This is a genomic window from Anabaena sp. FACHB-1391, assembly GCF_014696755.1.
In the GTDB taxonomy this organism is placed as follows: domain Bacteria; phylum Cyanobacteriota; class Cyanobacteriia; order Cyanobacteriales; family Nostocaceae; genus Dolichospermum; species Dolichospermum planctonicum.
This window is the reverse complement of sequence record NZ_JACJQS010000020.1, coordinates 40,092-52,748: the sequence shown is the minus strand read 5'-3', so window position 1 is coordinate 52,748 and position 12,657 is coordinate 40,092. Positions and strand designations below refer to the sequence as shown.

Here is a 12,657-nt window from a genome sequence, read left to right as displayed (position 1 = left end):
AAATGTAAAAACAATCGGTAAAACAGTTACAATTTTTTGATATAAGTAGGTTGGCGTTAAAAATTGTCGTTATGACAAGGGAACTCTTAACTCTTAACTCTTAACTCTTAACTGGGAAGAGGTTTTGGGCAATTTTACTTTTCGTTACTTGTGTCGGTTTTTTTACGTTCACCTACTTAGTTGGTTTTGAGATATTTGGTTTTAAGATAGTTGTGAGTTGGTGCTGTCCGATGATAGAATCACCACAGCAACAGGTAACAGGGAGCAGACAACTAACAAGTGACAACTGACAAATTTCTGTTAAAAATAGTGATATACATAAACTGGATTAAAGATCAGGACTAGGTATATAATGACCTCAGAGCAAGTAATTAGACGTTCGGATATATTAAACACTCAGGTAATTACCCGCGACAACGGTAAGCGGTTAGGTATCGTGAGTCAAGTCTGGGTTGATGTAGATCAAAGAGAGGTTGTGGCGCTTAGTTTGCGAGACAGCCTTATTTCTATTTCTAGTCTCCCTCGCAATATGTATCTTAACACCATTAACCAAATCGGTGATGTCATCTTAGTTGATAATGAGGATGTCATTGAAGATGTGGAAATAGAGATTCTCAGTAACCTCATGAACTGGGAAGTTATCACAGAAACAGGTGAAGTTTTAGGCAAGGTACGGGGCTTTAAATTTAATGGCGAAACAGGTAAAATATACACTATAGTCATTGCTGCTTTGGGATTACCCCAAATTCCTGACCAGTTTTTAAGTACCTACGAACTTTCTATAGATGAAGTTGTCAGCACTGGACCGAGTCGCTTGATTGTGTTTGAAGGTGCTGAAGAAAGAGTTAACCAGTTAACTGTAGGCGTTTTAGAACGGCTAGGTATTGGTAAAGCCCCTTGGGAAAGGGACGCAGAAGAAGAATTTGGTTATACCCCACCTCGGACGGTTGCACCGAGTAATCAATTACCCAGCGGTGTTCCTCTGGAAGCACCTCGGCCCAAGGTGCGTATTCCTGAACCCGTAGCCAAAGAAGAGGAATGGACGGAAGACTACGTAGAGGAAGAAAGGCCTCAGCGTCAAGTTATGAAAGCCCGTTCCTATGAGTCAATTCGGTATGAAGAAGATGAAGAAGATAACTGGAGTGACGCGACGGTCTCTGACCGTTATCAGGAAGCACCTAGATACGAGGCCAAACCTGCTAAAAAGACCTACGCTGACCAGTATGATGACTATGATGATGATTTAGATGGTGATGCTTGGGATGATGCACCAAAGCCGGTAAATATCCCGAAAAAGGTCAAGGAACGACAGGTGGAATACGAAGAAGAAGGCGGATATTAAGTTTTGTAAACCCCCTGATACTGGTAGTCAAGGGGGTTATTTTTTGTATCGGTTTGTTTCTGTAAAGGTGCATTTTTCTTTGTCGGATTTGGAAAATTGAGGATATCCAAACAGTTAAAACTGTCCCCTGTCCCCTGTCCCCTGTCTCCTGTCTCCTGTCCCCTGTTCCCTGCTCTCACAGACGACTTATTCAGCAAGCCCTACTTATAGTTACTTATAGTTACTTATAGTTAAAAATTTAAAATATCTAAAGATGCTTCTATTTCCAATTTTATAATTCTAGCCTGTGTATCTTTATATTCTGCTAATTTTCCCTCTTGCCAATATAAATCTGCTGCTTTATGAAAATCCTCAATCGCTCCTTGTTTATCTCCTATCTCTAATCGGGCATTTCCTCGGTTATAATAAGCATTAATATAGTGGTAATTATAGTGATAATTCATTTTAATTACTTGAGTATATCCGCACTCACTGACCATCTAACTCTATCAATACTACCGTGACGAGATTTGACTTCAACCCCAATTAAAGAGTTAGCGGTGAGGGTAAAATCGCTTTTACCATCACCACCAAAGCGTTTTTCATAATCTATTTCAGTAATAAAATCGGGATACACAACTAACGTAGTTAAACCTTGGTCAAACAGTGTCAATTGCTGATAGTTCGCTCTCTGATTGACCTGACTTCAGGTTCTAGAGTCTGGGGCTTATCCTTGCCCGTTATCGCTTCGGTTTCCATCAAGGAATCCCGAAACTTCTGACTTCTTTCTAACAAGATTTTCTTCACATCGGAATGTTTCATGTATCGAGTGATTTCAACATCACTCATTCTTGCTAGAATATTGTCAGCAGCGTTAGTATCTGAGTGCATTACGACCCCATCGTGTCCGGTAAACTTGTCACCATTTCTACTACCCGTTAAGGTAGCAAATCTGGAGTCAAGTTGTGACGTATACGCACTATTAACACTAACAACCGTGCAACCTGTACGGGTTGAAACTTGTTTGAGAGCATTCGCAACTACCCCCTTGCACCATGAAGAAACATTTCTCTTTATGCGTTTTTTCAAAGGCTTTTTGCTTTTTATTGCTTCCGTCAGATCTTCAAAAGCTACCTTGATTGCATCAGTCATCAAGTGATATGTAGCCGTAAAAACTATTGTTTGAATCCTACCTTGAAATGATGTTTCTCGGTTGTTCCACTTGATTTTACCGAGGTTATTCCGTCTGATTCTATCAGCTTTGGCACTGTTCCCTTTGGCAATAGACTTGTCAAAAACTGATTTGATTTTGTTGCGTTTAACTTGTTTCGCTGTTCTGTAATCAGTTTCTTCTGTTTGGATTTTACCGAAATTATTACCCAAAAATCTAGCACCATCGTTAGATGATGTAGCATAAACTTCTGTATAACCTCTGTCACAGCCAATTATTTTACCTTTGGTCTTTTTTTCGGCTTTTTGAATATCGGTTGTGTAATGTATTTCCCATCTACCATTACGTTTGATTAGCCTTAACTGACATTTTACTTCTGTCGCTAAAGTCGTTGGCAACTTCAGATTTTTACCCTTTGTGAGTCCACCAAAACGCAGCCATACCACGCCTTTATTATCTAATTTAGTATCAAAAGCCTTGACAATAATTTGGTTACAAACTTTTGTGTTACCTCGATACCAGAACTTTCTAACTAAGGTGCAAAGCTTGGGGTGTTTCAACCATTCACGACTTTCTAATGTAAGTTGTAAAACCCCTTTTTTAGACTGAAAGGATTGGAATGATTGACCTAGGGATTTCATCACTTTTTCAATACAAGCAGCCTGAACTAAATGAATATCATCAATTACATCATAAAGGGTTGCTTCCCATAACTTAGCAGGTAATTGGTACTTGTCTTTAGATGTGCGTAGCTGTTTGTCAATTTCAAATTTAGAAATGCCCCAAGCCTTTAAAGAGCCGAACTCATTCCATAAGTCAGAGCGCAGTTGTCCTAAACGCAAAGCAATTAAATCAAGTTGGTTAGATTTCCAAGTATTTAGTTTTTTAGTCCCTAAAATGGCGGTTCTCGTAACGGTTAATTGATTCTTTACTTTGAGTTTCATGAACTTGGTTTGCTACGTCTTTTACTATTATATTCCTATTGACTCGTATTCGCTACTATTTGTTTCATGAATATTTTGCTCTTCGGCTATTTTTTTCTTGTAAGCCCGAAGAAAGTAAAGTTTGGAGGAAAAGCAGTGCATGATAATAAAATCCTGCATTAACTCTTCGTGGGATGATAGCTTGGCATTGTTCACCACAACAATTTTGCAGCCGTGAAGGTTGCAAAACCACTCAACGAATTCAAAACCAAATCTGCATAACCTGTCCTTGTGTCCCACCACAATTTCAGAGATTTGATTTTCCGCAACTTGAGTCATTAATTTAAGAAAGTTTTTCCGCTTCCAGTTCATGCCACTAGCAACATCCTTGACGACTCGACATCCTGGGTAAGTTTTACCTAAAAATTCTATTTGTGTGTCAAGGTCTAACAACTGGGTTTTTGTGCTGACACGGGCGTAAAGAACCCGTTCTTTATCCGTTGGAACTGTTTTGATAAAGGCTGACTCTGGATATCTCCGGTGTCCCCCAGGGAAATACATTCTATTTTCCCTAAGTCAGCCCATTCTGCCGTCGTCTTAGGGTGGTAGCCAAATTGTTTGTAAACTTGTTCTGGGGTTAGGTATTTCATCTTTCGGTTAAATACGATTAACCCCAGTATACTACGTTATTTCGAGATTAGAGAGTATGGCTAATCTTTCTTTAACAACTTCTTCTCCTAATTTACCTTTCAGGTTTTTAATAAAAACATCACGGACTGGGGAGGTGCGTTTATATTTTTCCGTCATTAACCAACAAAATTCCCGTAATGTCTTTAATCTATCACCAGAAATAATAGTTAATTCACTATGTTGACCTTCAACTTCGCAATGAAGTAGACAACCAGATTTTAACCTGTTGAGAAAGTCAGACTGTAGCGATCGCAGTAGAGTAATCCAGTCCATTTTTCATTAACTTATATCATATCTGTCGGGGCTGGTAATTGCTCAGGTTTTCCTCCCTCTTACCCTTTGACAAATGATTATTGAGGATTTTTTCTTTCTTCTTTGATTTGGCGTAACTTTTGGATTAGTTTTTTATGAGACTCAGTATTGCCCGCAAGGGAATTATCTTTATGTGTCGGTAAAGTTACAGGATTAAGAGTATTTACGGTGGCAGTCTCAAGGGTCTTCTTAGTATCCGGGGGTGTAGATACTTTTTCTGGATTGGGAGTTAGTACGGGTTGTGTTTGAGTTGTAGATACTTTTTCTGGATTGGGAGTTAGTACGGGTTGTGTTTGAGTTGTAGATACTTTTTCTGGATTGGGAGTTAGTACGGGTTGTGTTTGAGTTGTAGATACTTTTTCTGGATTGGGAGTTAGTACGGGTTGTGTTTGAGTTGTAGATACTTTTTCTGGATTGGGAGTTAGTACGGGTTGTGTTTGAGTTGTAGATACTTTTTCTGGATTGGGAGTTAGTACGGGTTGTGTTTGAGTTGTAGATACTTTTTCTGGATTGGGAGTTGCAGAAGGTTGAATCTTAGAACTTACTCCAGAAGCATTGAGATTATTTTGGAACTTGAATTGGAAAGGATAAGAGCTAATCAGTTGCTTATCGGCTTGAGGTGGATTATCCTTGAAATATGCTCTTACTTTAGATTGTAACTGAGGCGATATACTGGTCTCTTGGAATTTAATATCTAAAACCTTGCCATCTGAACCTATGAATGCTGCTCCCGAAACTGTACTTTCCATCTCTGCTGTATCACTAGGGATGGTTTCACGAATTACACCTTTTTCTTTGACATTCGGATATTCCTGTTGAATGTTTTGTCTGAAAGCGCGATAAGATTGCAGTTTAGCCACCAATTGCTCAGTTCCCTTACTTTTAAATTCAGACTCGGTTGTGAGTATTTCTGGTGATTTACTTAGAGAATTGTCTGTTAAAGCTATTTTTTCCTGTTCTTGAGGAATTTTAATCACATTATTTTCTGATTTCACTGCTTGTGTTGGTGAAATTTCTGTTGACGTTCTACTGCCAATATCATACTGTGCAGGAGATGGATTATTCAGTGGTTCTCCAGGTATTTCATTATTCTGCTTGAGTTCTGGTAGCCTATTAATTGCTAAGGGTTCGGTTTCTGGGATTCTCTCGCTGAGATTATTGACATCAGGAGACGCTGAGGGAGTATATCTGGCTTCTAATCTAGGTATTTCTCGCTGTGAATTGCTGCGAATCAGTCCCAAGATAGCTTGTCTACTAGGCAGAGAAGAGATGTTATAGTTGGTTGGTGAGCTAGGAATAGGTGAGCTAGGAATAACTGATAATGGTGGATTAAAGGATTCTGGTTGCAAAGGGGGATAGATAGTTGTTAAGTTCCCCAAACTAGCGCCCGGTAGTTGCTGCTGTAGTGGTAGTTGGGGTTGCTGTAATGGAAGCTGGGATATTTTGGGAGGTTGCGGTAATCGCTTTTGATCAGCTGCGCTCAATTCCATGAGCGGAACTGCTTTCGATGGGTCAATCTTCGCAGAATTACTAGAGTTAACTGGCATTAATGGCACAATTAAGGCAATGGCACCATGGATACCAAGGGAAGCTATAGCCGCTATTCCAGTGGGTTGGCTCAATATTTCCGGTATGTTTTTGAGGACGGATACGTAAGACATAATGTTATCGTTTATTGAGATTGGTTAAGGTTGAATAGAAGTTTTATCAACAGAGAATTTAGGACTTATCTTCATGATCAAGTGTGAAGTATCAGTGAAGTATCAATAGTGAGGTTAATGGACATAATGCCCCTCATGCCAAAATTGATTAATTCCCGAATTTGTGTCTTGTGAATTATTTTTTTATATTTTAGACTATTTTGTCATTGCCTGTATCTATCCTAATTCCTAATTAATAATTTCCACTGCGGCTAATTTCAACAGGAAAAATCATGATATTCTAAGTTTCTGTTTTCGTTTCTGTTTTACCGGTTCCCTGTTTTCTAAAGTTGAGGAATCTCGGCTATTTTTCAGTATTACTAGTGTTAATATTTACTTCTTTTGCGCTTACTTAATTATGTTATTATGTTTGCCGTCAGCGTTGGGACTATGATCTATTATCTCATAATAACAAAATAATATATAATTAGATGATAACTGTGTAGATAAGTAATTTTCATTTAACTAATATGCCCAGGCTGCAAAATAGATATAAGTACCAAGAAGGAGAGTTAGGTTAATGATGTTCACCTACGGAATAGAGGGATGCCTCCGCGTTGGTCAACTAGCTCCCGATTTTACAGCAACAGCTGTAGTAGATCAAGAGTTTAAACCAATTAAATTATCTGATTATCGCGGTAAATATGTTGTTCTGTTTTTCTACCCCCTGGATTTTACCTTTGTTTGTCCTACTGAAGTTACTGCTTTTAGCGATCGCTATGCGGAATTTAGCAACCTGAATACGAAAGTTTTCGGTATTTCCGTTGATAGTGAATTTTCTCACCTCGCTTGGATGCAAACAGATCGTAAATCCGGTGGTGTTGGTGACTTAAATTATCCCCTGGTTTCTGACATTAAAAAAGAAATTAGCGCCGCTTACAACGTTCTCGACCCCTCCTCCGGTGTTGCTTTACGTGGTTTGTTCATCATTGACAAAGATGGTATACTTCAACACGCTACCATCAACAACATGGCTTTTGGTCGCAGTATAGACGAAACTTTGAGAATCTTACAGGCAATTCAGCACGTGCAATCTCACCCAGATGAAGTTTGTCCTATTGATTGGCAACCAGGAGATAAAACGATGAATCCTGATCCCGTCAAGTCTAAAATCTACTTCTCTACTATTTAGATAACTGGTTAGATAACTGGTTAGATAACTGGTTAGATAACTGGTTAGATAACTGGGGATTAGGAATTAGTGCTTACAAATTACTTACAAATTACTTAGAAATTACTTACAAATTACTTACAAATTACTTACAAATTACTCTTTATGCTGACTGCAACTGATTTTACTGGCTTATTTAATGAGAGATTTTTCCATAACTTTTTACCTATACCAGCCTTAGATAATTTTAGATTGGGTGTAGGAACACCTGATTTTAAATTATCAGATATTACTAACAACACTGTCATCAAACTCTCTGATTTCCGAGGTAAACAACCTGTAATACTGGCATTTACCAGAATTTTCACAGAAAAGCAATATTGCCCCTTTTGTTATCCCCATATTCAAGCCATAAATGAAAATTATGAACATTTCCAAAATCGGGGAATTGAAATTCTATTAATTACTAGCACTGACAAAAAGCAAAGTCAAATCATCGTCAAAGATTTGGGTTTAAAAATGCCATTATTGAGTGATCCTAGTTGCCACACATTTCGTACTTATAAGACTGGACAAGCATTAGGAGCGCCTTTACCAGCGCAGTTTGTGTTAGATAAAGATGGAAAACTGCTCTACAGGCATTTATTTTCCTTCTTAAATCATAATGCCAGTGTAGAGACACTTCTAGAAAAATATAGCGGTAGGCAATAGTTTGGATTCGCAACGGCTATCTTGTTAATTAGCTCTCAATCGGGACTAACAGGTTCTAACTTACCCGTACGTCGATTATAACGATAACTTTTAGACATGAAACTGGGATGAGGAAGTACACAATATTTTTTACCATCAATCACAATTGATACTACTTTTTCCCCAGAGTTACAGGAGACATCAGTTAATTCCCAACTTTTAATTAGCTCTAAATTGGCATCAACAGGTTCTAACTTACCTGTAGCCCGATTATATTGATACCCCCTAGACATTAAACTGGGATGAGGAAGTACACAGTATTTTTTACCATCAATCACGATTGATACTACTTTTCCCCCAGAGTTACAGGGGACATTAATTACTTGCCAACTTTTAATTATATCCACATTTGGGTCACTAGAAGAATTAGAACTTGGTTTTGGCTGTGGTTCTGCTGGAGAATTAGAACTTGGTTTTGGCTGTGGTTCTGGTAGAGAAACAGGATTTTTAATATAACGTCTTGCAAATATTTCCGAGGCCTTTTGGTAATCTGAAAGTGCATTTTGAAAATCACTAGTTAAAGTGTAAGCTATGGCGCGATTAATGTAAGCATTAAAATCATCAGGATCAATCAGAATAGCTAGAGTTGACACTTTTATAGCTCCTGGATAGTCTTTTAAGTTATTAAGCACATCTGCCTGAATAGTGTACCCATAACTGTTGCGAGGTTCGAGACGAATAGCCTGTTTAGAAGATTCCAAAGCCGCTTGATATTTTCCCATTTTAATATAAGCCATACCTTGATGGGCATAGGCATCGGCATAGTTAGGGTTGAGACGAATTGCGCGGTTAAAATCCTCAAGGGCTGCTTGATCATTTTGTAAGAATAGCTGACTCCAACCCCGGTTGAGGTAGGCATCTAAGTAGTTAGGATCAAGAACAATAGCTTGGTTAAAATCCGTCAGGGCTTCTTGATGTTTGCTGACCCAGGTATATGAATATCCTCTTTTGAAGTATGCTTCTATATATTTAGGGTCTAGCTTAATTGCTTGAGTAAAATCTTCCGCAGCTTCCCGATAATTATATTGATCTAGTTTAGTAATACCCCTACCATAAAAGTCTCTTGCTGACTGAGGATTATTTAAATTATTAGCAGGTTTATTCGTAGGACTATCATCCTTCTTCATGGGGGTGTTTTGAATAATTGGCTCATTTGTAGCTAAAAAAGTATTAATAGGAATCCCGGCATTAAATCCCGTTTTTTGTGTCACCACTGCTCCGGTTTCCGTTTTATTCTTAGCTGAAGTATCAGCTAACCCGTGAATTGCCACAACCCTACCAGCAATATCAAACACCGGACCGCCACTATTACCAGTTATAGTTTTGGCATCATAAATCAAACCATAGCCATTAATAGCTTTACTAGCGCGAGAAACAACCATTCCGGTAGTAAAAGCAAAGTCTCTGGCAGATCCAACTTTACCAAACACCGCTGGAAACCCACCCACAAAGACATCAGCGCCCTCTACCATTTGGTCAGAGTTTCCTAAGGTAGCAATGGGATAATCTTCTGTAGCGACAAAAGTAGCTATAGCTAAATCCGCGTCATTTTTAGTTTTTTGTAAAACTTTAACATCTTTAACAGGGTAATCTTTGCCCGTGTTTGTGCGTACAGAATAGGTAATATCTGTAGCGCAGGTAATTTTTCCTGCCCGTCCTAAATCATCACATACCACATGATTAGCCGTGAGGACAGTGTAAATATTACCTTGTTTAGCAATAATTACACCTGAACCTCCAGGAGTAAGATCACCCTCTGCATTAATTTGGACTGAGGTATTTTTAGCAATTTGAGCAATCTTTTGGGTACTAACAGTATCAGCAGCAGACGTTGGTAGAGAAATTACAATAGTTGCGATTACTGCCGTAGTCAAGATGGTATAATTTACCCTGGTAAAATATAAATTCATATCCTGAGTTTTTTTGTATATCTTGGTAATTATGTTTGATCTTGGTTAACCATTTCTTGTTCTTTGAGAAAATCAAGAACATTGTCAATAGGAATAGCCCAACTAAGAGATTCCATTTGCAAATAATCTTCTTTTTTTGGTATGGTACCATCGGTAAAGGTAAAAGCATCAATACCTTGAAAAGGATACTTTAATAGCCCATTAATCCCAATTAGTTCACCCTGCTGATTTAAGGCAGGTCCTCCACTCATGCCTTGAAAAACATCATTAGTGCTGCCTAATTGATAACCACCAGGGAGAGTTTTGTCCAGCTGCATTTTAATAGTTCCAGTTTTGAGTTGAAAGGCTTTAACTCCCCAATGGCGGGTTTCTTCCATTTTAGTGATCTTCTTACCCTTGAAGACAAAATGCCAAGCGGGAAAACCAGAGGCGTATACTGTTTCACCCTCAGAAATAGCTTTTGACTTTGGCAATGTTACCACTTGATAATCCTCTGGACTAGTAAATTTCACCAGTGCTAAGTCCAATTTTTTTGTATTAACACAATTAACTTGCTCTGCTGGATAAATGTTACCATCAGCAGTCAAAATTTCATAACCATCTTCAGGACTATCAGTAACTACATGATTATTTGTTAATACTGTATAAGTTTGCCCTTCATGTTTAATAACTACCCCTGAGCCAGAACCAAATTTAGTGAAAATTCTGACAGTTACTTGATTGGCAATTTCGGCGGCGGTAATATCAAAATTTATAGAAGACGTAGCACCCAAAACTACCGGGTGGGAATGGGCATACAACTGAATCACAGAAAACGTTGTAATAAATAGTAAAAAGAATCTGCGAGCTATGGGAGAAAACATGATTATTAAACAAAAAATGGGGATTAAATCATGCCTACAAATTATAAGAAATTATATGTTAGCAATTAGGGAAGAGATCAAAACTTCATCTCTTCCTTAACTACTAATTACAAATGACTTTTTTCCTGGATTAACTCAGATAACTAGCAACTTGAGTTAATAATTACAAGCCACGTGAATCATCTCTAACAACAGGTTTTTTCGCGCCTTGGCCAATAGACAGACCACGGTTACTTTTTAGCACATCTTCCAATTTGATCTGCACACGACCTTCTGTTTCCCGAACTACACCGGCGCTACTACCTTCACGACTAATTTGCATGATTTGGGCAAGAACTTGGTCTGCTTTTTTGGCGTTTTCTGGTTTGAGAGTAAACAGAGTATTGCGACCATCACAACCAGTGTCATTTGCGGAAATTACACAAATCACACTGCTTTTGTTGACTCGACCGGTCATCAACACAACATCTTTGAGGCTACCACCACTGTTAGCTACAGCCTCACCTAATTTCTTGGTGACGATTTGGCAACGCTTTTGAGGATTAAATTTATCACCAAAGTATTTTGAAGTTTGAGAAGTCCAGATAATGACGGGAATAGGCTGTCCACCCGGGCGCTGACCAACGGTAGCCACGTTACCCTTACCCTGGGATACACAGCTAAATTTAGTTCCTGTGTTGGCTTCCTCCGATGGGTCTACATTTGAATTATTACTACTAGTATCCACTTTATTATCTACAGGTGGTAAAGCTTGAACTGTAGAACCCAAACCAACAATGCTAGACAAGGCTAAAGTAGCAACTACAATCGCTGTTTTCAATTGATATTTCATAAGACCTCTAAATGTTAAAAAGAAGAAGAAATGAGACTTTTAGGGTTTCCAGTTAAGGATGTGAGAGAATATTTTGAAAGTTGTCAAGTTTACCCATCAAGTTGACTGCATAAGGCCTCCGGGAAACCTTTTCTATGGGGGGAGAGGTTTTGAAACCCCCATTCCCAAAACCAAGGTTTTTCCTTTTCCCTTTCTTCGTCAAATAAGGTTAGGGCGATGGGGGAAACTACAGTCGGAGAATTAGCTTTGCAGGAGCTAATTGTTTTATTGTTTTGAAGCAATTAAACTTAATACTTTCCAAACATCCTCTTACTTATTATAAACCACCAGTAGCTGGTTTAATTCGAGCAGCACTTTTCCCTTTTAGCAAAGCAGTCAATTTGACCTGGACACGACCCCCGGTTTCCCGAATTACGCCAGCACTAGAACCTTGACGACTGATTCGAGCTATTTGGGTAAGAACTTGGTCTGGTCTCTTGGCATTTTTCGGGTTTAAAGTAAACAGAGTATTGCCACCATCACAACCAGTATCGTTGATGGAAAGTACGCAAATGACGGTTTTATTTCCTACCGTACCGCTGGTCAAGACAACATCTTTAAGGCTACCACCACTATTAATTACAGCCTGATTAAATCTTTCTGTCACGATTTGGCAACGGCTTTGAGGACTAACTTTCTGACCAAAATATTTGGAACTGTCTGAAGTCCAAATAATTACGGGAATGGGTTCTCCACCAGGTCGCTGACCAATGGTGGCCACGTTACCATTTTCATCAGATACACAGGTGAATTTAGTTCCTGTATAAGCTTCCTCAGAGGGATCTAGATCTGAATCAGCACTATCATCTATAGTATTATCTACTTTTGGGAAAGCTTGAACTGTAGACCCCAAAGCGAAAATACTGGATAAGGCTAAAGTTGCTACTATGATCGCTGTTTTCAATTGATGTTTCATAAGACCTCGTAAATATTAAAAAAATTGGAAGAGATAATCTAAGACTTTGCTTTTCTGTAACTATTAAATGTCACTTTGATACAGAAACCTATAAACCCTCTCCTGGACGAGACGAAGTA

12 protein-coding genes and 1 pseudogene are annotated in these 12,657 nt (G+C 38.6%); 3 read left to right on the top strand and 10 right to left on the bottom strand.

What is annotated here, in order from left to right; all coding sequences use genetic code 11:
* The first annotated feature begins 352 nt into the window (after window positions 1-352).
* A complete protein-coding gene (locus H6F62_RS11535) occupies window positions 353-1,342 on the top strand; it encodes a PRC-barrel domain-containing protein (protein WP_137907234.1) in 990 nt (329 codons plus the stop codon).
* Window positions 1,343-1,572: 230 nt separating this feature from the next.
* On the opposite strand, the gene H6F62_RS11530 is transcribed toward H6F62_RS11535, so the two are convergent.
* From H6F62_RS11530 to H6F62_RS11505, 6 genes and pseudogenes are all read right to left on the bottom strand, one after another.
* The gene (locus H6F62_RS11530; RefSeq protein WP_228036604.1) at window positions 1,573-1,785 is read right to left on the bottom strand and encodes a hypothetical protein; all 213 of its coding nucleotides are present in this window, start codon (window positions 1,783-1,785) and stop codon (window positions 1,573-1,575) included.
* Window positions 1,786-1,790: 5 nt separating this feature from the next.
* Complete coding sequence (locus tag H6F62_RS11525; RefSeq protein WP_137907233.1) at window positions 1,791-1,994, bottom strand: hypothetical protein; 204 nt, start codon at window positions 1,992-1,994, stop codon at window positions 1,791-1,793.
* Complete coding sequence (locus H6F62_RS11520; protein ID WP_190372110.1) at window positions 1,991-3,436, bottom strand: addiction module component; 1,446 nt, start codon at window positions 3,434-3,436, stop codon at window positions 1,991-1,993. The genes H6F62_RS11525 and H6F62_RS11520 overlap by 4 nt, the downstream gene beginning before the upstream one ends.
* A gap of 27 nt (window positions 3,437-3,463) precedes the next feature.
* Entirely contained in the window at window positions 3,464-3,976 is a 513-nt protein-coding gene (locus H6F62_RS11515; RefSeq protein ID WP_242025991.1) for an IS607 family transposase, read from the bottom strand.
* Window positions 3,977-4,123: 147 nt separating this feature from the next.
* A pseudogene (locus H6F62_RS11510) lies at window positions 4,124-4,378 on the bottom strand (hypothetical protein); the annotation flags it as partial.
* A gap of 77 nt (window positions 4,379-4,455) precedes the next feature.
* Window positions 4,456-6,078 (bottom strand): hypothetical protein, encoded by a 1,623-nt coding sequence (locus H6F62_RS11505; protein WP_190372109.1) that lies wholly within the window; start codon window positions 6,076-6,078, stop codon window positions 4,456-4,458.
* Window positions 6,079-6,637: 559 nt separating this feature from the next.
* On the opposite strand from H6F62_RS11505, the gene H6F62_RS11500 reads away from it, so the two are divergent.
* Both H6F62_RS11500 and H6F62_RS11495 read left to right on the top strand, forming a co-directional pair.
* Complete coding sequence (locus H6F62_RS11500) at window positions 6,638-7,249, top strand: peroxiredoxin (protein WP_190372108.1); 612 nt, start codon at window positions 6,638-6,640, stop codon at window positions 7,247-7,249.
* A gap of 144 nt (window positions 7,250-7,393) precedes the next feature.
* Window positions 7,394-7,939 carry a redoxin domain-containing protein gene (locus tag H6F62_RS11495; RefSeq protein WP_137909592.1) on the top strand — a complete coding sequence of 182 codons (546 nt, stop codon included), beginning with the start codon at window positions 7,394-7,396 and terminating at the stop codon, window positions 7,937-7,939.
* Window positions 7,940-7,974: 35 nt separating this feature from the next.
* On the opposite strand, the gene H6F62_RS11490 is transcribed toward H6F62_RS11495, so the two are convergent.
* The 4 genes from H6F62_RS11490 to H6F62_RS11475 form a co-directional block, all read right to left on the bottom strand.
* Window positions 7,975-9,852, bottom strand: coding sequence for a tetratricopeptide repeat-containing serine protease family protein (locus H6F62_RS11490; protein ID WP_242025989.1), 1,878 nt, complete (start codon window positions 9,850-9,852; stop codon window positions 7,975-7,977).
* Window positions 9,853-9,917: 65 nt separating this feature from the next.
* Window positions 9,918-10,751: a serine protease gene (locus tag H6F62_RS11485; protein ID WP_137909590.1), complete on the bottom strand. Its 834-nt coding sequence runs from the start codon at window positions 10,749-10,751 to the stop codon at window positions 9,918-9,920.
* Between the two features lie 163 nt (window positions 10,752-10,914).
* On the bottom strand, window positions 10,915-11,583 hold the full coding sequence (locus H6F62_RS11480) for a COP23 domain-containing protein (protein WP_190372106.1): 669 nt from the start codon (window positions 11,581-11,583) through the stop codon (window positions 10,915-10,917).
* Window positions 11,584-11,899: 316 nt separating this feature from the next.
* Window positions 11,900-12,538 carry a COP23 domain-containing protein gene (locus H6F62_RS11475; RefSeq protein WP_190372105.1) on the bottom strand — a complete coding sequence of 213 codons (639 nt, stop codon included), beginning with the start codon at window positions 12,536-12,538 and terminating at the stop codon, window positions 11,900-11,902.
* Window positions 12,539-12,657 lie beyond the last annotated feature (119 nt).